Below are 21,283 nucleotides of genomic sequence, written 5' to 3'. Positions count from 1 at the left end.
ATCAGTGTCAAGGTCAAATCGGAGACGGAAGAGAAGGGAAGTGGGCGATGAAAATCGGGGAGGTTGCCAAGAAGGTGGGCGCACCGACGAGGATGCTCCGCTACTACGAGCAGCAGGGGCTCATTCAGGCGTCCCGTTCGACCAACGGTTACCGCGACTACTCCGACGAGCAGGCTGAGCATGCCCGCCATGTTCGCGCTCTTGTAGAAGCCGGCCTGTCAACGCGGATGATCAAGATCGTCCTCAACATCGAAGCTCCTGCGGCTCAGGATCAACCAAACGAGTGCAACCGCTCCCTGGCAGAAGAACTTGCCAGGGAACTGCGCGTCGTGGAGAACAGGATCGTTTGCCTGGAAAAGAGTCGTGATGCCGTCATTGACTTCCTGCAGCGGACAAACCACTCAGACTTGCTCGCGCGAGTGTGACCTTCGAGACGATTCGCGGAGTCCCAGTGTCTCGTAACTTCGTTGCCTCCAAACCCTTCGGATACGAGACGTCTCATACCGACGTCCGGGCTAACCTGGATTTCCGGGAGAGGTACAACTTTTCAAGAGCCCAATGATTCTCGTAACTATGTCTCGAAACCTGCTCGTTGAATCGGCATACTGGCCTTTAGTTATGCGACACGTGGAGGCAGGCCATGGCAAAACTCATCGGTTACGCGCGAGTTTCGACACGGCAGCAGTCAACCGACCGGCAACAGGCAGATATTCTGGCCGCCGGCGTTCGACGCGACGACCTCTACATCGACCATGGCGTCTCCGGAACCCGCGCTTCACGACCTCAGTTTGATCGAGCAATCGAGGCACTGATCGAAGGGGACACCCTTGTCATCACGACTTTGGACAGACTGGGCAGATCCAGCCAGAACATGCTGGCCCTGGCCGATGAACTCCGTAGCAGGCGTGCCGGGCTGCGCGTTCTGAACCTGGGCGGAGGAGACGTCGATACAGCAACTCCGATGGGCTCGATGCTGTTCACGGTCATGGCTGCCCTTGCCCAGATGGAACACGAGATCAGGCGCGAACGCGTCACGGATTCCATCAACAAGCGCAGAGAAGCTGGCGGGGACCTCGGCGGCCGACCCCGCCGGGTTACCGACAGCCAGATCCGAAGCGCTATCCAACTGGTCAAAGCCGGCGACCCCGCTGCGCAGGTTGCCCGCGACTTGGGAATGTCACGGGCAACCTTCTACAGACGCTCACGAGCACTCACCGACCAGAAAACCTCCTTGTAGCGCTCTATCAAGCAATCCCCCTGGCACCGTCCATGTGCGGTGACAGAGTGCAGCGTCGAGCGCTGCAGAACGGACCTCGCTTCGCTCGGGCTGTAGAAGCGTTTTTCTTGTTTTGGCTGCTGTCCTTCGGATTGTACGTACCCGCTCCGACCCGTCTAGCCCCTCCTTCGTCGGGGCCTGCGTGCCGTGAATTTCCCTTCGGCGCTCCTGCATCGCTGATTTCCTTCGGGAATTCCCCGGCCCTTGCCCCATGGGTAGACAGGCCTCCGTCGGGCACAGCTCCGCAAGCTTCGCCAGCAGCCAAAACAACGGGGGAGAGGGGAAGCTGGCCACTCACCACGAGCGCCCCACCCACCGAATCCTCAGCAAAGGACTTGAATTTTGACGAACGAACTCCGCATCAGCAGCCCCGCCGACATCCTCAGCTTCATCCCGCACACTCTTGGCTTCGCACCCCGTGAATCCTTCGTGTTCATCACCATGCGCGGGAACATGCTCGGCGCCACCTTGCGCGTCGACGCCCCCAAGGACACCAACACGGCCGGTTTTGCCCGGGCCATGGCTGACTACCTCGCACTGGATACAGTGGCGAACGCCGCCGTGCTGGCCATCTACACCGACCAGCCCGCAACCGCGGGAGAACCCCGGCCGTTCAACGGGCATGTCGAAGCGATCGTCGAGACCCTCGACGCCTCGGGGGTCCCGCTCAGGGATGCATGGTTGGTGACCTCCGAGCACTGGAACAACCTGCTCTGCGACGACCTCCAGTGCTGCCCCATCGAGTCGCTGGAGTCCATCACGGACGGGCAGCTGAACGCAGAAATGATCTTCCGCGGCAGCAGCTACAAGAACGCCCCGGGCACCAGTTACCCGCCGTTCAACGGTCCCGCCGACACGATCGAACAGATCGAATACGCCGGGCACGTGCTGCAATACAGCGAAGAGATCAACGCCCGCGAACTCTGGTCAGAGGCCATTGCATGCAGCGGACGGATCAGCCAGGAATCAGCCGTGCAGCTGCTGGCCTGCTTCCAGTACCCCTCCCTGCGGGACCTGCTGATGTGCAATGTGATCGAACCCGAACGCACCACCGCCGACGGCAGCGGGTACCTGCTCGTCGGGGAGGGAATCACCCCGGACTGGACCCGCGTGGACGGTGCCCAGGAAACCTGCCGGGAACTGATCACCGCAGCACCGGAGACCTACCGGGCTCCGCTGCTGACCGTAATCGGATGGCTCTTTTACCTCAAAGGCCAATCCTCGGTCGCAGCGGAGCACTTCACGGCCGCACTGGAGGACGTGCCCGGGTACCGGCTCGCTGAACTAATGGAAGAACTCATCAGCCACGGCAAGATCGCCCCCGTCGCGGCCGACGAATCTACCGGCTACAGGAAGGGCTAACCCGGGGCAGTGGGCCGGAACCAACAACGGTTCCGGCCCACTGCGCGTCGGCGGCCTCCCCCGCTGGCGCTCCGCCGGCCGCCGAGAACGCTGCGCGGGCGAAGCCCCACACCACTCACCACTCCTAACGTCGGGCTACAGTGGAGGAACCACCGTTTCCACCAATGCTAGGGAGCAAACCCATGAGCCACGATTTCGTCCTCACCGAAGACGACGCACCCTCTGGAACACGCACACCGAAGACATCCTGGAACTGAGCATGCTCACCGCAAAATCAAGCACCGTAGTCGTGGACATATCTTGGGAGAAGCTCCCGCAAGACATCTAGCCCATGCAGCAACGATGCTGCACCCGAAGATTTCCTTTTGCTGAGGGAAAACAGGAAGAGCCGTCACCACTTGGTGGCGGCTCTTCCGCCATTCCGGGGCCGGACGGTCTGCCGCAGGTGGCCGGCTCATGGCGGTGTTGCGGCGGCGGACCGCCGTTCCTGCGACAGGCCCGTTGCCGCTCACTTGGTGCGCGCGGCTAGCCCGCGCCTGCATTGACCTTGGAGCGGAGGGGACCAGATAAAAGCCAGCTCGCAGGGCTCGCACCCATAAGGGCGTCCTCTCCGCTTCGCTGCGTGGCCAGCTGTTGGGGCCAGGCCGTTTCGTCGCAGAGCTCCTGCACGCCCTGACCCTTGTTGTGTCTACGACGTTTTGGCTGCTGTCCTTCGGATTGTACGTACCCGCTCCGACCCGTCTAGCCCCTCCTTCGTCGGGGCCTGCGTGCCGTGAATTTCCCTTCGGCGCTCCTTCGTCACTAGGCCCAATCCCAAGGCAGCGGGGGACGGGCAGCCCGTCCGCCGACTCAGCACAGACTCGCGGGGCTCGCTCTGGTTTCCGCTGCGCTTCAACCAGTTGATGGGCGTCCACTTCGTGGCCGGCTGTTGGGTCCAGGGCGCGCGCCGTCGCAGGGCTCCGGACACCCTAGCCTTTTGTGTCTACGACGTTCTTGGCTGCTGTCCTTCGGATTGTACGTGTCCGCTCCACCGCCTGGGTCTAACCACCCCGAGAGATCTGGCGGCAGTATGCGTCTTGAAACCCTTGGGTTTCGAGGCAAGGAGGTTTCAAGTCACCCAGGTGAGGAGGAGTCGTCGCCCGGGGCGGTACCGCCTATCGCATCAGAGCGTCACTTGTCGGATCTGAACACGATCGAGTCGAAAACGGCGCGTGCCTCTCTTGTCAGCTCTGGATTGATGGGTGCGTGGACTGCCACCCACTCCTCTCTCGTCAGCTCCGCTTGGGCGGGTGGGTGGAATTGGGCCACCCAGAACATAGCGCGTTGGCCGTTCAGGTCGACCACCCGGTAGGTTTCGCGTTCATCCTGACTCGAGTACCAGCGAGTGCATTGGTACAACGTTTCTGAGTGGACGCAGAACTTGCCGCTATCGCAGGCTGTGATGTCCACGTCGCCCTTGACGGAGTGGTCGAACTCGAAGCCGGAATAATCGCCCACCACGACCTTAACGGGAGGTGTGCTCGCCGTGGACTTCTGCGCCGTCAGTGCCTCGACGAAGGCCTCAGCCGACGGATTGACCCCGACGAGTGCGTCCTGCCACGCGCATGCATCCGTCGGCACATGATCGGAGGGCCACCAACCCACGTAGACCGCCGCTTTACCCGGCCGATCCGGGTCCTCCTTGCCTACGCCGAGTTCGCCGCCCGACCAGCCGTCCGGGACGGTGATCTCGAAAGGCTTCGTGAAGCTGGTGACGAGGTATGTGCCGGCGGCGACGACGCCGATCTCAGGGAGCGGTGGGATGCCGCTGGCATCCGTAGTCTGAAAACTGGCTTTCGTGGTCGGAATACTGGCGGAGGGGAGGGGGATGTCGTCGGGTTCATACTCGCACCCGCCGAGACTTGCGACCAGTGCGATAACCACCAGCGGCAAGAGATGGCGCGACCGTTGATGGGTCAGTTCGAGGTGTTTCAAGGAGCTCATCAATCCTCCAAGCCGCTACAAGGTCCTCTGGGGCCCCGCAGCGGAGTGGCCCCGCGGGCAGCCCGAGATGATAGGCCGTCGCCTCAAGTCTCCTCCGGCGCAGTACCCGTGACAATGACGAGTAAAACGGTCCTCGCTTCGCTCGGGCTGTAGAAGTGCATTTCCTGTTTTGGCTGCTGTCCTGACGGATTGTACGTGTCCGCTCCACCCCGTCTAGCCCCTCCGCAAGCTCCGGGGCCTGCGGTGCATGAATTTCCCTACGGCGCTCCTGCGTCGCTTATTTCCTCCGGGAATTTCCCACACCTTGCCCAAGGGTAGACAGGCCTCCGCCGGCCACAGCTCCGCAAGCTTCGCCAGCAGCCAAAAACAACGGGGGAGAGGGGAAGCTGGCCGGTCACCACTGCCGCCCCACCCACCAACTTCTCGGACAAGAAGGAGCAACACCATGAACGCAGCACCTACGCTCGAAATGATCGACCCCACCACCTTGACGGTGGACATCAACGTCCGCAAAGACGCGGTCCTGACAGCTGACTTCATCGCCAGCATCAAGGAACACGGAGTGATGGAACCGGTGATCGCGCACCGCAAGGACGACGGGACGGTGCACGTCCTCATGGGACAGCGCCGCACCCTCGGAGCCATCGAAGCCCATCGGCCCCTGATCCCGGTGATGATCATCAGCAGCCCGGAAGAGGCCGAACGCATCGTCACACAGGTGGTGGAGAACATCCAGCGCGCCGAACTGACCGAAGCGGACGAAGCCGACGCCTACCACCAGCTGTCCCTGATCGGCGTTTCAGCCGCAGCGATCGCCAAGAAGACCGGACGGAAAAAGGCCGCCGTCGAAGGAGCTTTGAAAGCCAAAGCATCCGTGGCCGGGACCGCCGCCCTGGACAGAGGATGGAGCATCGAAACGGCCCTGATCATGGCCGAGTTCGAAAGCGACGAGGAAGCCACGGCCGACCTTGAATCAGTCCTCATGGACGAACCCGACCAGCTGTTCCACGTCGCCCAGCAAATCCGGGACGACCGGGCACGCCAAGCGGCCCTTACCGCGTTGATCGAGGGGCTGAAAGCTGAGGGCAAGACCATCGTCGACTACGCCGGGCACTACGGCGACGAAGAAAACCTTTTCGTCTCCGCAGCCAAGCGGGCAGACGGCGAACCGGCCACCGACGAGGACGCGAACGCTGCCTTTGTTTCCACCGACTACCGGGGCGAGCACACGGCCAAGCCTGTGATCACCGGTTGGAAGGCACTGGGATTTACGCCCAAGTATGAACGCTACGACGGCGGCAGTAACGTCCAGAAAGGCCCGATGACCGAGGAGCAGAAGGCCGAACGGAAAACCCTGATCGCCAACAACAAAGCCGCCGAATCAGCCACGACCGTGCGTCGGGAGTTCGTCAAAACCTTGTTGGCGAAGAAACAGGCACCGAAGGGTTGGCAGTACTTCACCGCGCATGCGCTCACGCACCACACCGACATCGCCCGGACCTACGACGGAGAAGTAGCCGCTGACATGGTTGGTGCGAAGGCGGACGGCGAGAAGTCATGGGGATGGAACCCTTTGCGGGATCACGTCGCCAAGACCACTGCCCGGCCTGAGTTCTCACTGATCGCACTGGTGTGCGCCGGGTACGAGAAGACCCTTGCCAAGGACTCATGGCGGTCGCCGTCGCAAACCCACCGCGATTACCTGAACCAGTTGGTCGCATGGGGGTACACCGCAAGCGAGACCGAACAAATGATCCTCGACAGCGGTAAGCCAGCCGAGGAAGAAGCAGCATAAGAACCCCTTGCCGGGCGGAAATCCACCGCCCGGCAAGCCCCCCGGCCACCCACCACGAGCAGGGCAGGGAACCTTCCACACGGCGGGCGGTCCGCCGCCCAGGGCGAACCACAGCAACCACTCACCAGCGGCGGACCGCCAATCAACGCCACCAGGCACCTGCCCACCGAAAGCCGCGCCGGACCCATACCCGGCTACTCCATCGACCCACCACGCGGGAGTAGTCAACATGACCAAGCCACCAGTACCCGACAACTGATCACCGGCGGAATCGGCGCTCGTCGTCGGCCTACTCCTTTGGGGATCGGCACGCCGCAAACCCAGCGAACACCAGTCTGGCAACGCCGGCAGGATCGGCTAAACTGACCACAGATTTCCTTTGTCCGAGGAGAGCGAAGCAGGACCGGCCCGCGCCGGTCCTGCTTTGTTTAACCCAAAACCCGCGCCCTTTCCCCATGGGCCAAGCCACCCGCCGCCGGCCCACCACCGCTGGGGAACAGTTCTTTTCAGCCGGGACGACACACTGGGGAATCCTTTGGGAACCACGCAAGGGCACAGGAACCCCAACGCCCAGGGGCAGCTTTCAAAGAGGTCGGGGGAGTTCCATAGGGCTACTACCCGCGATCTTCCAAAACACACCAGCCGCCGAAATCACCAAAAAAAGTTACCAAAACAAGGTAAGAGTTCCCTAGAATACGCGGAAAAACCCTAGTTATTCAGGTGAATAAGCGTTAGAATAGTAGTAGCAAGTCAGCCAGACGAACCTAACCAAACTGATACGAAACCGAGGACTGAAAATGACTACTACCCGCACCGCAGGCACCGTTGTTTACCTCCTCGTTCTGGGGCAAAAGTAATGACCACCGCGTACACGGTCTACACCAAGCCTCAGTGCCCCAACTGCGACCGGACGAAGGAATACTTCGACTCCAAGGGCATCACGTACACGGCCGTGGACATCACCGAAGTGCCGGCAGCGCTGGAATACATCACCACCGAGCTGGGCTACTCCCAGGCACCGGTTGTCGTCAACAATGCCGATGACCAGGACCACTGGTCCGGACTGCGCCGTGACAAGCTCGTCCAAGCAGCCATGACCCACAAGGCAGCGTAAGGACCATGACCACCCCGCACCCGGTGGACGGGTTCACGATCAGCCCCCGGATCCCGTTGGAAGTGGACCTGTTCCGGCAGGGAAACCCCAGCGGCACGATCAACCCAGACCCGATAGAACCCGAAGTCATCGACCTGTATGACGGCTTCTACGCCGCCCCCTACAAAGAAGGCGACGACCGGTACCTGGAAGCGATCAACCACGCCCCCATCGGCCCCGGTGGCCTTTGGGACGAACACACCGCAGACCAGCACCAGCCCAACGACCTCACCCACGACCAAGCAGTCCACACCGAGCCTCAGAACGAAACCACACCACACACCGAGAACACCAGCAGCGCACGAGGAAAAGGAACCATCATGGCCGGCGAAACCACGATCACAGTCATCGGAAACCTGACATCAGACCCAGAGCTGCGTTTCACCCCGTCGGGATCCGCCGTCGCGAACTTCACGATCGCTTCAACGCCCAGGACTTTCGACCGGCAGTCCAACGAATGGAAGGACGGCGAGAAGCTTTTCCTCCGCGCAAGTGTGTGGCGGGAAGCGGCCGAGAACGTTGCCGAGTCCCTGACCAAGGGCACCCGCGTCATCGTCTCGGGCCGGTTGAAGTCTCGGTCATACGAAACCAAAGAGGGCGAAAAGCGCACCGTCATTGAACTCGAGGTAGACGAGATCGGCCCGAGCTTGCGTTACGCAAATGCGAAAGTAAACCGCAACCAGGGCGGCGGAAACGGGGGAGGATTCGGCAACCAGGGCAACACCGGCCAGCCCGCCCGGCAGGACGACCCGTGGGCCACGAACCCGTCAGCCAACGCCGGTTCCTGGGGCAACGGCCCCGACTCCGAACCACCGTTCTAAACCGATGTCATGCACTACCGGAAGCTGTGAAGGGACGATGGCCAGCCATGACTAGGTCGAAGGGTAGGGAAAAGGGCTCCTACTTCACCGAAGAGGACCTGAAGCAGATCCGCGCCGCTGTCGCTGCCGTTGGCGCCGAGGAAGGTTACGTGTCCATCGCTGACTTCGTTGAAGCAGCTGCCCGCAGGGAACTGCGACGGCTCCAACGCAAGTACAACGAAGGCCGGAAATGGCCAGGTGTCGAACCTGGCGAACTTCGCCCAGGCCGACGCACCCGCGCCGAAACCGCCGCAAAAGAGGACCACCGATGATCTGCCGTTCATCAGGGAACGCCCAGATACCCAAAAACCACCAGCGGAGGCAGCTGGGGCAACGGCCCGGACGCCGAGTCACCTTTCTAAACCCTTATGGTGTCGGAGCCAATTACTAAGCTGACGCCGACACCACCTATGGAAAGACGATAACTGACGATGAAGAAGCAAGTGGACACACGGCTGCGAGGACTCCTGACACCAGCTGCAGGGGAACTGTATGACTACGTGCAGACGCGACATGCTCGCTACGAATCACCGTTCTTTGCCAGACGTGGAAGCGCCAGGGATGATTCATTCAGGATGCTCATCCGAGAGGTTTGCACCGCGGATGGACCGGCAGGCCGGAACGCACCTTCCTGGAACGACACAGAGGTAGCCAAAGCTGCCAATGATGCCGAAATTCGCAGGCAGGCATGGGAGCAAATAGCCGACACGTCTTCTACCGGGTGGGGCCAACGCATGGCTCGCAGGAACCGGACAGATCACGTGATCGAGATCGTTGCGGGTGTCGTCATTATCGCGGTCGCCGTGGGGTTCTTCCTCATGAACCGCTAGCACCGCTAATCCAAAAACGCGAGGCGGAGGAAGACGCCGATGGCGACTGACGAGCACCGAACGCCGGCTACGGACGTCGCTACACGAAAGCGGCGCTGGCGCGGAAACCTGAATTATGTGCGCGCCTGTTTGGATACTCGCCAAAGCACCACTGCTGCCAGAGCGTTGAGGCACGCGATGAACAGGTCACCTACAGGTGGGCGGCCGATCAACAGATCCGTAGCGACCAGCACGAGCGACCCAGCTGCGGCAATACTGAACACGACAGCCAGCAACCGCAGCCACCTGTGCCTGTGATGGCCACGGTTTCCGTGTCCGGGCGATGCTGGTGGATTCATTTCCTCACCTTACTCAGGAGGATGTGCACGGAATCGTTCCTTTTCGTGCATGCGAGCTAAGCCTTCGGTGCACCTTCGGTTCCGCTTCGACGATTCTGTTTGCTGCCGCGGGCGCCACGATGGCTGAGCATCCGCCAGACCACCCTAAGTGGCGGCCGGAGCCGTGCGTGAAGCGAAGGCCTGACAGCATTCATCAGTGCAATATCCGCAGAATACGAACAAGCGGAGGCAGGGCGGAAACCTGCCCCGTGTCAGTTATCGGGCCGGATCACTCAGCGGCACAGGTATGGTCCTCACCGTGTACTACAAGATTTTCATGGACGGACACAGGTCCCCGATCATGAAGCCCGACGGCGTTGATCACCCTCAATTGCGACCTATCAGCGATCTATGAACCGCCGCCCAGCACCCCTACGCGCAGGACCGTCATCCGCCCTTCTGTCCATCGCCAATGGGTCAGGCGGGCGTGGCCCAGCTCAAGGTGCGCCGGCCCTGTAGTGCTCGGCGTTTTCCTGAGCTGTCATGCCGGTGTCAATCCAAAGTTCGTCTGGCAGGAAGCCTGCTCCCACCCGGTTTCCTCCGACGTGAAGTCGTTTCCAAGTCAGCTCGTTAGCAATGTGCCCTGCGAACGAGCTCACTCCCCGGATTGCGTCGGCTAGCTCGTGCGCATTTGGTCCCAGCTCAGCCCGGACCAGAGGATGCGCATTGCCTTGGGCATTAAGTTCTTTGATGATTTGCTGAGCAACTGGGACATGCCACCGTTCGTTTAGGCGCCTATCGACGGCGTACAGGTGTACGTTCCAAATGTCGCCCATCTGGCCAATCCATTGCAGTCTTTCATCTCGTGTTCTCAGTGTCTCTGCTTGCACCGCGCCGACGTCGCTGTGCTCGAAGCCAAGATCACTTTCTACCTCCGAGAGCGCTGCCAACGCATCGGGGAACCTCTTGTTGGCCATTACAATTTTGGCGTTTCGAAGTATTTCAAACTGCTGCCAGGCATCCTCCAGGGCTTCGGAGCTGATGGCTAGAGCTTCGAGAAGTATTGGACGGAGAAATCTGTAGAGTCTCGGAGACGCGTTTTCCAGAGCCCGATCCGTGCCGAAAATGCTTGCCAGCAGCTCATCCTCATTCCTTTGATGGCTCGGCACCTCCCGCGATAGTAAGCGTCGTAGCAGGACATAGCGCTTGGAAGCGACGGTTGCAATACCCGCGGCGTAATACAGGATAGAGCCTGCTATGCGGTTCATTCGAAGTAGTTTTACTAGGCCGGATGCTCTCTGTTGATGTGAGAATCGATCAAGCTCTTCGAGCCACCAGCCGTCCGTGTCATCGCCTCCCCAATATGCAAGGGTTGCAGTCAAAACAGCCGGTACTTTGCAGGCCTCTTCTACCCTGGCGACCATAGCCAGGTAACCATCCTCCGCCTCGGTTGGATTGTCCCCCAAATTGAGCTCGGGGACGCGGCGAAGCCTGTCGAACTCTTGAGACAGTGTGTCGTGTAAACGGATTGCAACCCAGCGTCCGGACAGTTCTCTCTTGGCTGTCTCCGCAGCTACGGAGATAGTAAGGGGGTGACGCGAGGCACGAGTCGTTAGGGCGGCAAGGGAATCTGCGATGCGCCCGAAAGCCGTGTCGGCATCAAGGGGCACCAGGTAGCCGTTCATTAGCTGCCGGAATTCTGCCGCTAATGGGGACTGATAGCCGGGCTCAACCCACATCATGGTGTACCGGGAAGGATAATTCGCTTTGATGGCGTCCACTAGCGCGGGATCATAGGTAGCTGACCAGCCGGCGATAATCAGTCCGTAGTCGCGAAGGATGCGCCGGAGGAGCTCGAACATTTCCGGTTCATAGACATCGAGCTCTGCTGTCGTATTCAGCATGGAAGTCGGGTTGAGGTAGTCCCCGTGGAGATGGACGATGCAGCATTCCAAGGTGTGAAGGGGAGCCAGCCCCGCTACGTCGCCCGCTGACGAAACGATTGTTGGCTCAATGCCTTCTTCTCTGATGGCCTGCTCTAGGAGCCTGTCGAAGTTAAGTGTGACCAGCACCCGCAGGGTCCCGGCTTTGACTAGCTTGGCGATCGACCTGTGTGCCAACGTCGGCCTTCTAGCCTCTGATTCATCGTCAGGATCGGCCGGTTCGAAGTATTCACGCAACAGCCGTTGTCGCTCAAGCTGTGAGGGCGCCAGTTTTTCCAGTAAATTCTCGTACCGGGCTTTTTCACCAAAACGAGCTTCGTACCAAGCTGCAGGATCCTGAGGTTCGTCTTCTCCTATAAGGACGGCAACCCTAGAAATCAGATCGGTCACTACACCCCAGGCAGTGAGGATTCCGCTCGGGGCAGAAACTCCAGCGCCAAGGAGCACTGCGTATGCCCCTGGGTTTGCTTTCAGGGAAAAGGCAAGTGACAGCAGTATGTCCTCGTCAACGGTGGTGGTCGTCATGGAATCACCATAGCTAGGCATAGGAGCGCGGAACCACACCAACAAAACGTGTCCCGCACCTGCACCCTCATATCCTTGGGGGATGGACTTCACTTCTCTCCACCGGGCCATAGGCGTCGGTCCACAGCCCGTGACCGATGCACTGTTGGATAAGGCAGCAGAACTCGGGACAGCCGAGACGCATGACCTCGACTGGAAGTCACAACTACCGGCTAAGAAGGCATTGCCGCAAAGTGACTTCCCAAAAGATGTGGCCGCCATGGCAAATAACGGTGGTGGCTTGATCGTTTACGGCATGAACGAGACACAGAAGGCTGCAACTGAGCGCACCGATGTAGGTGACTTTGATGAGGGCTACGAAAGAGCCTTACGTAGCGCTGCCATAACCGCAATCACACCGCCGATGTTCGGTTTGAAGATGTACCGCCTCGGTACTGAATCCGCGAAGAACCGTGCCGTAGTCGTTGAAGTTCCCGCCAGCACTGACGGCCCACATCTGATCTACAGCAACTACCTCTTTGGTGCTCCAATCCGCAATGACGCTGACACAGTGTGGATGAAGGAACGACAGATCGAAGTGATGTACCGGGCACGGTTCGATCAGCGGCGGCACGCATCCGAGGCCTTGGAAGCGCTGTTCGACGAAGCGGCGGCCGGAAGGAAAACCACTGGAAGGGCCTGGATTATAGCCGTCGCCCACCCACGCGTTCCCAGGTTCTTAGGACGAATGGATCTTGAAGATGCCCGCCTCATCCTCAAGAACGCCGAACCATTAGCCCTAAGTTATGCGGGCAGCAACGGCATCCATCCATTAGAAAGCGTTGATCGCCTGAACCCCCGCCCAGGACTCCGCAGGTGGGTCGCGGTTAATACGGCAACAGATGATCGCGCGCTGTGGAAACAGGCGTGGGTCAGCATCCACCACGACGGATCGGTGACTCTGGCAGCCACAGTTGGAGGGCACCGGGTGACCAGCGGCGACTACTTCGAGGGTCACCAAGTCGAAAGCCGCGGTATAGAAGCATCCATCGCAGATTTCATGGCGCTCATCAGGTCGACAGCAGATTCAACAGGAAACGACGAGTATGACGTTAGAGTCGGGATCGAATGGGCAGGATCCAGACCGCTGGAAATCCTCACCCGCGACAACTCAGGTTTCATTTACGCAGATGCGACTATCCCGTTGCACCGATTCACTCCGGTGGAGACCACGGTAGCCGCACGGGAACCGGACAACGACTTTCACGAGCATACCTACGAGCTCGCCAGGGACTGCGTCAACCAGGGCGGAATTTCCAATCTCCACTTGATCGAGCGGCCAGGATCTTAGCCTGCCCGTTTATTAAGTGGCGGTTGTGCAGCGCGCGGCGTTGGAGTTCGCGGTATACGGTGGTCCGGGAGATGCCGAAGAGTTCCGCCAACTCGGCTTGGGTGTACTCCCCCGCATCATGAAGCATAAGAAGGTGTTTCCGCTGCGTCTTGGACAGTTTCGGCTGCTTGCCCTGGTGCCGCCCTTTGGCTTTCGCTACGGCCATTCCTTCACGGGTACGCATCCGGATCAGGTCCGCCTCGAATTCCGCAACCATGCCCAGAACGTTGAATAGCAACTTACCGACCGGGTCCTTCGGATCATGAGTGCTGCCGCCAAGGCTAAGAACAACGCCCTTTGCCGTCAGCTGGTCGGCGATGTCCCTGGCATCGGCAAGGGACCGCGCCAGGCGGTCGAGTTTGGTTACTACCACTTTCGGGCCCAGGCGACGCTGGCTGGGTTACAGAGGGAGTGCGCCTTCTGCGCCAGGTTCGCCTTGCGCTGGGAGCTGGCTACAGCGTCGTAGTCACTGAGCCTTGGTGGGGAGAGGCCCCAGTCTGAGATTGCGTGCAGTGCTCGCACAATTCAGCGCATGCAACTCCCGGTCCCGACTGTCCGATCAACGATCCCTGAGCGTACAAGGACAGTTCAGGGATCCTCGTCAGGGGGCGCTGCCAAAACTCACTGTCTTGTCCTTTGCTGGCCGCATATGAGCCTAGCTAATCCAAATTGATCTGTGTGCCAGCGTCTTTGCAGGCGTCAATGACAGAGTTCTGTTGCAGGAAGAAGGCCCTGCCGTTGTCTTCCGTTTGAGATGCTTGATAGGTGGCCGCGTACCTATACGACTCCTGCATCTCCACTAAAACATCCCCGTGAGCCATGTCGGCGGCCGCCTTGATGCGTGCTGGCAATCCTTTGAATTCGGCGCGAACGTCCGCTTGGCTTAGGATTCCTGCCTTCTGGCTTTCAATGGCAGATGTTAGATCGTTGTTCGCCTTTTCGTACAGGGTGCAAGCGTCTGCATTGGCTCCCTGCTGAGAGAAGACACTCCCGAGCAATAGGCCTGCGAAAATCAAAACTGCCGCCACGCCTCCGATGGCCCACCACCACGGGGCGCTTATACGGCTCCGACCTGCAGCTGCCGGCAATTGGAAGGGTGCAGGCCCGCCGGAACGTTCAGGGAGCCGCGGTGCGGTAGCGCGCGGCGCTTCGGGAGGAAGAGCGTAAGCGTTTGGTGTGTGGGGCGCTGGAGTCGGCGCGTATGTCTCAGGTGCATGTTTGTAGGGTCCTGCAGGGAAATGGAGGGCTCGGTGCGGGGTTACCAAGCGTTTTTGTTTGGCAAGGTCCGACCCCAGAAGGAGCGCGATGGGAATCGCGAGGGGCAAAGTGATGATGAGCAGCGCGAAGTTGAATAGATCAAGCAACGGGCCGATAATTCCGAGCATGACAGCCGTCCCTGACGTACTCAACAGGGTCACTGGGGCCCACTTGGTCCTAGCACCAAACTTGACCAGTATCAGAATGCCCACCGTGATGTTGCCGAACGCCGTTAGGAATATCAGTAAGGCCATGAAGCCTAAGTGCGTATCCTCGAGCATCACCAAGGCTGGAAGGAGAAACAAAACACCCAATATGATTCCAACAATCCCTGCCGCCTTTCTGCGGCCCGGCACCTTCATGTCGGGGAGACCCGGGCGTGGCGCGGGTGCGTACTGTGGCGCGAATCGCTGCGGGTATGGCTGCTGGCCATAAACGGCCGGCACATAAGGACCTTGCTCTGGTGCCTGGTTCGAGTTGGTCGTGGGAGCCGGCGAAGTTGGCGGTATGTTTTCGGTCAAGAGGGTCCCCCAATGAGTGATGATTGATGCCAATGCCAGATTACATGTGGGGTGGGTCCTGACTTTGCGCATATGAATTGACCAGTACTTAGTTACCTGTATACTTGTTAACAAGTTATCGAGTATGTGAGTTAAGGGAGTATTTGTGCTGCAGATCAAGTTGGGCCACAAGCAGGATGTACAGAACGACCCTCTTGGGCGGACCTGGGTAGGGGCCAGGCCGAACATGAGTGAACGTGACGCGTGGGAAGCGGGTCGCGGGTGTTGGGTGATGAAGGCCAGCAGAGCTATTGAGGAGGACGAAGTGCGCATAGTCGATCCCTCTGGCACCATCCTTGCCCTAGCAACAATGCGGGGTCTGATCAAGCACGGCAATCGCTTGGAGGTAGTGGGCGACCTTTTGGAAGGCGATCCCCGCGTCGGAGGCAAGGTGGAGCTGGGCAAGTCCCAAAACCCCATCTCATACCACCAGAGCTGATCCTAGTCAGGCGACATGGCAAGGGCGGGCAATCTGCCAGCCCTTGCCATATTCGGCTTCTTTTGGGCTAGAGGCGCGTCTGCGGTCGAAAGCGCCAGATATGATCCGGGCATGACTGAATTGGATCTCCTCATGAAGGCCATCGCTGAGGATCTCGGCGATCCTTCCGGTTGGAGTGCCCCGGTGGAGTTTTGCGACTCTCTTGCGCTTTGTGCCCTGAACTCCGCCTATTCCCTGCGGGCTAGTTCGGCCGCGGCGACGAATGTGCTTGCCCGGTACCGGGCGTTTCGCCCAACGGCAGACACCGACAGTGGCACAGACCTAATGAAGGCCATGGACAGTGCTGGCGGTCCTGCAGACTTCGCCCGTGACGTCCTGCGCAACGAAAGCAAGCTGCCGAGTACAAGCCGGTTGCGGACTGATGGCATTTACGAGGGCCTCGCCCAACTCGCAGCCTTGGACACTCCAATAACGAGTACCGAAGAACTCCGAACCGCCGCGACCAACGGAAGTGCCTCCGCAAAGACAGCCTGGCTTTCAGTCAAAGGTTTTGGCGCGCTTGCCTGGTCATACCTGATCATGAATGCAGGAGTCAGTGCCGAGACAAAACCGGACGTGATGGTGCAGCGCTACCTCACCCGGGTCCTCGGTGATGACAGCAAACTGACTCCCGCGCGAACGCGGCAGCTCCTCGAGCTAGCAGCCGCGAAGCTGAACGTTGAACCGCGGGACTTGGACCGAGCAATATGGCTGCACGAGAGTGCGTCGAAGTAGCCGCTCGGCAAAGATCTTTATTCGTTCGTATTCGTGCACCTGGCAAACGCTCCGAGCCGGGATCATCGGCTTCGCGTCATTTAGCAGAATCCCACCAGCGCCTTTTGCACGAAACGCTGCACGAAACTGGAACATGAACAATGCCGAACTGTATTGAGTTTCGTGCACTCTTGCTACGCTGAGCGCAGCGGCAACATCCGCCGCGCCAAAAGGAGAGACCAATGCCTACCCTCAAGCCCCGGCAGGCGGGGGACCACTCCAAGGAGCCAAGGGTCCTGATACAGGACGTGATCCCTTACGAAGTGCCGGAGCGACTGGAAGATCTTCACGGCCCAGCGGAAGGCATTTTGACCCTGCCGCTGCGGATTTATTGGGGACCAAGGGCTGAGTGTGACTTAGGGGAGCCGGAGGACGTTATCAAGGCTTACCAGGCCATCTTGCGGGAAGCCGCACGACAGGACCAGGAAGAACTTCTCAATGCTGCCCTTCTTGTCCGGATGTGGAGTCAGTTAATGCTTCCTGTCCGTTGCAGGGACCTGTGGGCGAACAGGTTTCCCCAGCTGGCGCAGCAGGCGTAATGGCGGAGCTTGATTACCAGCGCGAAGTCACCCGTCTGGCTTTGGACTCCCTGGCGGGGGGAGGGTTCGCTTTGGCTGGCTCCGGTGCCATCCGCGAACACGGCATCATCGACCGCCCTACACAGGACATCGATCTCTTCACATCTGTAACCAGCCCAGAGGCTTTTGCCGAATCCACCAAGAGGCTCGCCGCCACCCTGCGGGAGCGTGGGTTCGAAGTCCAGGAAGACCGCAATGCCCCGCAGTATGCGAAGTTCACTGTCACATCGTCAGCCGGCCAAAGGGTCGAAGTCGACCTTGCCGTTGACTGGCGCTCAGAAGAGCCAGTGACGCTGTCCATAGGCCCGGTTCTGAGTCTTCCCGATGCCGTTGCAAGCAAGGTTTCGGCCGTCTACAGCCGGGCCGAAGTCCGCGACTACCTCGACCTGGACGCCATCAGGGAATCGGGGCCTTTCAGTGATGACGAGATCCTCGAACTTGCCGTGGATCGTGATCCGGGTTTCGACGTGCAGATGTTCGCTGGGCAGCTCGATCAAATCAATCGGCTGGGCAGCGCACGACGAGTGGAGGAATATGGTGTCGGAGAGCAGGAACTGGCACAGCTGAAGTCCCGGCTCAGCGGATGGGCGGAGCAGCTGCGCACGAAACCCCCGACACTTGGACAGCACCCGGTCCAGAAGAACCAGGAACAGACGGCCGTCGTGGATCCCCGTATGGAAAAAGTCTTGAAACTGGTGCACGCCTCCTACCCGGGATCGCCACGTGAGGCCCTGCGGCCACCATCCCAAGCCCCTGCAGCCGCAGCAACAAAGCAGGCCAACGGGCGAGGCGTCGAACAGGACAAATCGAGGTGACCGCGAATCTCATCGGGTACGCCCGCGTCAGTACCGCCGAGCAAAACCCTCAGCTGCAGCACGACGCCCTGAACCGGGCCGGAGTCATTCGCACCTTCACGGACTACGCCTCCGGTTCCACGCAGGAACGTCCCGAGTGGCAGCGGTGCCTGGACTTCCTCCAGCCCGGAAACGTCTTGGTGGTTTGGAAGCTGGACCGTGTGGGTCGCTCCACCGCGGACCTCGCGCGCATCGTGACCGAACTGGACCAACGAGGCATCCAGTTCAAGTCCCTCACCGAGAGCTTCCTCGACACCACCACCGCAGACGGCCGGCTGATCTTCCACATTTTCTCCGCGCTGGCAGAACACGAACGCAGCAGGATGCTTGAACGCACCCGGGCCGGACTCGAAGCAGCCCGTGCTCGCGGCCGCGTAGGTGGCCGGCCCTCCACCATGACCGCAGCTCAGGTGAACGCCGCACGCACCATGCACGCGGAGAAGACACCCATCACGGAAATCGCACAGGTACTCGGTGTTGGTCGGATGAGCGTCAGCCGAGCCCTGCGAAAGCAGCAGACAGCAGGCTAAGCAGAATACTCACCAGGGGTGAGCGGTGGCCGGCGATAGCGCTTGGTGCTGCCCCTTTCTGCGTATCCTCTTCCAACCCCGTAGTGGGCGCGTCCCAAAGACGAGTACAGGCAAGTGTTGCCCGCGGGTTCGGCTGCATGCGAGCGTAAATGCACCAAAGCAAGACCACATTTTGGATTGGGGGCAGCTCGTGGAGGAGCAGCACAGCGGGCAGCAAATGAGCGACCACGCCCTGGGGCCGAAGGCCCCTTGGCAGCCTCCGTTGCCGCCCTACCCACCCGCACCCATAGATGAGGACCCGGCTCAGCCGCGGACCCAGAGCAAGCCACGGCGGATCCTTGCGATAGTGCTGCTGGCATCTCTCGCGCTGGTCGCCCTGGGAACGGTTACTGGGACGACCATCGGTTACAACAACGGGTACGGCGCCGCCTCCTCCGAGGCGTCGGCCAGGCCGATTCCGACCGTGACGACGACCCAGACCGTCACCCAGACCAAGACTGTGGTCCAGACTCCCTACCCATGTACTCAGGCCCTCCAGTATGCCGACCAAATCATCGTCCTGGCTGTCCAGACCATCGACGCGCTCTCCGATACCCACAAGGCGCTGAGCGCCGGGGACACTGCAGCCATTGTGGCCGCCACTGCCCGGATGCAGTCTCTCCAGACTCAGCTCAAAGGGCTGGATGGGCTCCGAACCAACTATTTGATAGCCAAGGCCCAGTGCCACTGACAGCCACTGACGATCCCTAAAGGGCGCTTGGAGTGTCCGCAGAGCCACTGTCTTCCGGACGCGGTGGAGGGACAAAGAAACCCTTCTTAGTGAGGTCGGAAGCGACTCGGTCATGCCGGTTCATGGGTCCCTTTTGTCGTTCCCGGTGTGGGCTGACTGGCGGGTCTTGGGTGATCGCTGGGAGTACCCTTACGTGAATCCCCCTGCCGCTTTGAGAACCCTTCCCGCGCTCACGGTTCCTGTGCCTTGTCTACACTGGCCCCGCGCGCCAAGTGTGTGTCGTCAGGGCTGAAAAGAAGCCAGCCCCGTCGACACGGTTCGACGGCAACGCGACGTCTTGGACCATGGGAAACGGAGCCGGTTGGTCCCGTCGTCCACGTGTGTGCGGGAAAAGCCCGAAGGATTTAGCTTTTGCCGTGCCCATGTGGGCGAGGGGTTTAGTTGCTGCTGGGTTCCTCGGATGTGGGTACCGGCGTGGGGTCTTGTGCCTTGTTTTGTGCTTTGCGGCGTCGTGTTGCTGCGGCGGGTTCGAGGCCGAGCTTTTTGAGTTCGTCGGCGTTCCATCCGTCGCGGGTGGCTTTGACGTAGGCACGCTTGTCGTCGCGTTCGGCGTCGGCAAGTCGTTCTTTGAGGTCGTTTACTCGTTGACGGGCTTTGACGAGTTCTTCGACTGATTTGATGCGTGAGTTCAGGAGAGCTCGTGCTTGTTCTTTGGTTTGTTCGATGTCGATGGGCATGGGTGGTGGTGCCTTTCTGGTGTGGTGGCTTTAGCGTTCTTGTCCGGCCTGCCGGTGCACAGCCTGACTGGTGTTGCTGGGCGTAGCTTCGGGAGTCGCCGTGATAGGAGCCAAGGCCGCTGAGGGGTGCGCCGGGAAAGAGCTGCGGAGTGTCTTCAACGGGTCCCGCAGCGTTGCTGTTGTCGCAGACTCTGTAGGCTCCTGCCGCAACTGAAGGGGCTGCTTGTTGTTCGTGAATTCCTGGACAGCGTCGGCAACCGTGGTGCGCTGAAAGGCGGCGGTCACTTCGTTTTGACTGGGAATCTGAGCGACCGCGTGCGCGGCTATGGAGTCAGCACGAGCGTGGAGTTCCTGCGGCAACACGGCGCGTATGGCCGTTCGCAGTCCGGGCAGCAGCGCCCCCTGGTGTGGGGCCAGCTCCGGGGAACGGGGCGTGGCTTTGTCGGCGTCGACGCCGTCCAGGGGCAGCGGTATGTAGAGGTGTATCTGCTTGGCATCGTTGGCGATCAGCGCCGGCGAATTCGTCTGCTCTTGCAGGTGTCGTGTTACCGCCCTGTCGATCATGAGCATGGCGGTGTAGGGATCGCCGTCGAGTTGTGTGGTGGCCTCGTTCCAGAGGTCCCAGCTTGATGGTTGCCGATCGGCTTGAAGCGCGATCATCAAGGTGCCCTGGTCTGTGCCGTTAGTGGGCTGGTAGGTGACGCTGTTGTTTGGAAGGTCGATTGCCTGGCTAATGTCGTGACGCATTGTCTCCCCCTGGAAAGTCGTCGATCGTGCCATCACCCTAGCCCACACCGGCTAACTTCCCGTGAAGACACGCTGGCGCATGCCATCCAACCATTCAGGCGGAGCAAGCTATACATTTACACGGGTGTAAATGGTGTGTCGCTCGCGGACTCTAACGAGTTCGTGAGCGACACTGGCTTGTGTGGTCCCCGGGTCCGGGGTCGCTGCTCTGGGCTTTTGAGGGGGATTCGAATGACGGACGAGGAAAGCTTGAACCGTCCGAACCCTGCCCGTCGTCGCCGGGCGAACAGCCCGGCGGGATCCAAGAAGCGCCGTGAGGTGTGGGTCACGGCCGAGGAAGAAGCGGCCCTGATCGCTAGGGCCGAGCGTGAGAAAGTGACGGTCCCGAACCTGCTGGTCTCCGCAGCGTTGTCGGCGACCACGAATTCGCCGACGGAACGCCGGGCGGTCATTGCCGAGCTCATGCAGCTGCACAACCTGTTGGCCCGGTCGTCGAACAACATCAACCAGCTCGCCCGACACGCGAACGCGACGGGGGAGTACCCCGCCGAAACCGATGAAGCGCTCAAGCACATTCGCTCGGTGGCGATGCGCATTGACCGGGCCATTGAGGGGTTGATGTAAC

General features: G+C 60.3%; 20 protein-coding genes and 1 pseudogene. 14 read left to right on the top strand and 7 right to left on the bottom strand.

What is annotated here, in order from left to right; genetic code table 11:
- The first annotated feature begins 47 nt into the window (after window positions 1-47).
- From AB0N72_RS18885 to AB0N72_RS18875, 3 genes are all read left to right on the top strand, one after another.
- On the top strand, window positions 48-425 hold the full coding sequence (locus AB0N72_RS18885) for a MerR family transcriptional regulator (protein WP_363933941.1): 378 nt from the start codon (window positions 48-50) through the stop codon (window positions 423-425).
- 215 nt (window positions 426-640) lie between these two features.
- On the top strand, window positions 641-1,237 hold the full coding sequence (locus AB0N72_RS18880) for a recombinase family protein (RefSeq protein ID WP_363933939.1): 597 nt from the start codon (window positions 641-643) through the stop codon (window positions 1,235-1,237).
- A gap of 381 nt (window positions 1,238-1,618) precedes the next feature.
- Window positions 1,619-2,638, top strand: coding sequence for a DUF4192 domain-containing protein (locus AB0N72_RS18875; protein WP_363933937.1), 1,020 nt, complete (start codon window positions 1,619-1,621; stop codon window positions 2,636-2,638).
- Window positions 2,639-3,808: 1,170 nt separating this feature from the next.
- Here AB0N72_RS18875 and AB0N72_RS18870 read toward each other — a convergent pair.
- Window positions 3,809-4,621: a hypothetical protein gene (locus AB0N72_RS18870; protein ID WP_363933935.1), complete on the bottom strand. Its 813-nt coding sequence runs from the start codon at window positions 4,619-4,621 to the stop codon at window positions 3,809-3,811.
- 445 nt (window positions 4,622-5,066) lie between these two features.
- Here AB0N72_RS18870 and AB0N72_RS18865 point away from each other — a divergent pair, with 445 nt between their 5' ends.
- From AB0N72_RS18865 to AB0N72_RS18850, 4 genes are all read left to right on the top strand, one after another.
- On the top strand, window positions 5,067-6,416 hold the full coding sequence (locus tag AB0N72_RS18865) for a ParB/RepB/Spo0J family partition protein (protein ID WP_363933933.1): 1,350 nt from the start codon (window positions 5,067-5,069) through the stop codon (window positions 6,414-6,416).
- A gap of 856 nt (window positions 6,417-7,272) precedes the next feature.
- On the top strand, window positions 7,273-7,530 hold the full coding sequence (locus AB0N72_RS18860; protein WP_363933931.1) for a glutaredoxin family protein: 258 nt from the start codon (window positions 7,273-7,275) through the stop codon (window positions 7,528-7,530).
- A 5-nt stretch (window positions 7,531-7,535) separates the two neighbouring features.
- Window positions 7,536-8,390: a single-stranded DNA-binding protein gene (locus AB0N72_RS18855; protein ID WP_363933929.1), complete on the top strand. Its 855-nt coding sequence runs from the start codon at window positions 7,536-7,538 to the stop codon at window positions 8,388-8,390.
- A 47-nt stretch (window positions 8,391-8,437) separates the two neighbouring features.
- On the top strand, window positions 8,438-8,701 hold the full coding sequence (locus AB0N72_RS18850) for a hypothetical protein (protein WP_363933927.1): 264 nt from the start codon (window positions 8,438-8,440) through the stop codon (window positions 8,699-8,701).
- Between the two features lie 671 nt (window positions 8,702-9,372).
- On the opposite strand, the gene AB0N72_RS18845 is transcribed toward AB0N72_RS18850, so the two are convergent.
- Window positions 9,373-9,597 carry a hypothetical protein gene (locus tag AB0N72_RS18845; RefSeq protein ID WP_363933925.1) on the bottom strand — a complete coding sequence of 75 codons (225 nt, stop codon included), beginning with the start codon at window positions 9,595-9,597 and terminating at the stop codon, window positions 9,373-9,375.
- 476 nt (window positions 9,598-10,073) lie between these two features.
- Window positions 10,074-12,044, bottom strand: a complete 1,971-nt coding sequence (locus tag AB0N72_RS18840; RefSeq protein WP_363933923.1) for an SIR2 family protein — start codon at window positions 12,042-12,044, stop codon at window positions 10,074-10,076.
- A gap of 82 nt (window positions 12,045-12,126) precedes the next feature.
- Between AB0N72_RS18840 and AB0N72_RS18835 the strand changes: the two genes are divergently transcribed.
- A complete protein-coding gene (locus tag AB0N72_RS18835; protein WP_363933921.1) occupies window positions 12,127-13,374 on the top strand; it encodes an ATP-binding protein in 1,248 nt (415 codons plus the stop codon).
- On the opposite strand, the pseudogene AB0N72_RS18830 reads toward AB0N72_RS18835, so the two are convergent.
- Window positions 13,322-13,786: pseudogene (locus AB0N72_RS18830) on the bottom strand (recombinase family protein); the annotation flags it as partial. The gene AB0N72_RS18835 and the pseudogene AB0N72_RS18830 sit on opposite strands and share 53 nt — an antisense overlap.
- A gap of 286 nt (window positions 13,787-14,072) precedes the next feature.
- Window positions 14,073-15,191, bottom strand: a complete 1,119-nt coding sequence (locus AB0N72_RS18825; protein WP_363933919.1) for a hypothetical protein — start codon at window positions 15,189-15,191, stop codon at window positions 14,073-14,075.
- 304 nt (window positions 15,192-15,495) lie between these two features.
- On the opposite strand from AB0N72_RS18825, the gene AB0N72_RS18820 reads away from it, so the two are divergent.
- The 5 genes from AB0N72_RS18820 (at window position 15,496) to AB0N72_RS18800 (ending at window position 19,174) form a co-directional block, all read left to right on the top strand.
- Entirely contained in the window at window positions 15,496-15,669 is a 174-nt protein-coding gene (locus AB0N72_RS18820) for a hypothetical protein (RefSeq protein WP_363933918.1), read from the top strand.
- Window positions 15,670-15,780: 111 nt separating this feature from the next.
- On the top strand, window positions 15,781-16,443 hold the full coding sequence (locus AB0N72_RS18815; protein ID WP_363933916.1) for a hypothetical protein: 663 nt from the start codon (window positions 15,781-15,783) through the stop codon (window positions 16,441-16,443).
- A gap of 577 nt (window positions 16,444-17,020) precedes the next feature.
- On the top strand, window positions 17,021-17,875 hold the full coding sequence (locus AB0N72_RS18810; RefSeq protein WP_363933914.1) for a nucleotidyl transferase AbiEii/AbiGii toxin family protein: 855 nt from the start codon (window positions 17,021-17,023) through the stop codon (window positions 17,873-17,875).
- Window positions 17,872-18,444: a recombinase family protein gene (locus AB0N72_RS18805; protein WP_363933913.1), complete on the top strand. Its 573-nt coding sequence runs from the start codon at window positions 17,872-17,874 to the stop codon at window positions 18,442-18,444. The genes AB0N72_RS18810 and AB0N72_RS18805 overlap by 4 nt, the downstream gene beginning before the upstream one ends.
- 190 nt (window positions 18,445-18,634) lie before the next feature.
- Entirely contained in the window at window positions 18,635-19,174 is a 540-nt protein-coding gene (locus AB0N72_RS18800) for a hypothetical protein (RefSeq protein WP_363933911.1), read from the top strand.
- A gap of 437 nt (window positions 19,175-19,611) precedes the next feature.
- On the opposite strand, the gene AB0N72_RS18795 is transcribed toward AB0N72_RS18800, so the two are convergent.
- Together AB0N72_RS18795 and AB0N72_RS18790 are read right to left on the bottom strand one after the other, a co-directional pair.
- On the bottom strand, window positions 19,612-19,911 hold the full coding sequence (locus AB0N72_RS18795; protein ID WP_363933909.1) for a hypothetical protein: 300 nt from the start codon (window positions 19,909-19,911) through the stop codon (window positions 19,612-19,614).
- A 30-nt stretch (window positions 19,912-19,941) separates the two neighbouring features.
- The gene (locus AB0N72_RS18790) at window positions 19,942-20,658 is read right to left on the bottom strand and encodes a hypothetical protein (RefSeq protein WP_363933908.1); all 717 of its coding nucleotides are present in this window, start codon (window positions 20,656-20,658) and stop codon (window positions 19,942-19,944) included.
- A gap of 231 nt (window positions 20,659-20,889) precedes the next feature.
- On the opposite strand from AB0N72_RS18790, the gene mobC reads away from it, so the two are divergent.
- A complete protein-coding gene (gene mobC / locus AB0N72_RS18785) occupies window positions 20,890-21,282 on the top strand; it encodes a plasmid mobilization relaxosome protein MobC (protein WP_363933906.1) in 393 nt (130 codons plus the stop codon).
- Window position 21,283: the final 1 nt, after the last annotated feature.

The sequence above is a fragment of the Paenarthrobacter sp. NPDC089307 genome (assembly GCF_040685055.1).
Taxonomy (GTDB): domain Bacteria; phylum Actinomycetota; class Actinomycetes; order Actinomycetales; family Micrococcaceae; genus Arthrobacter.
The sequence above is the reverse complement of the archived record's forward strand: the minus strand, read 5'-3'. Positions and strand labels throughout refer to the sequence as shown.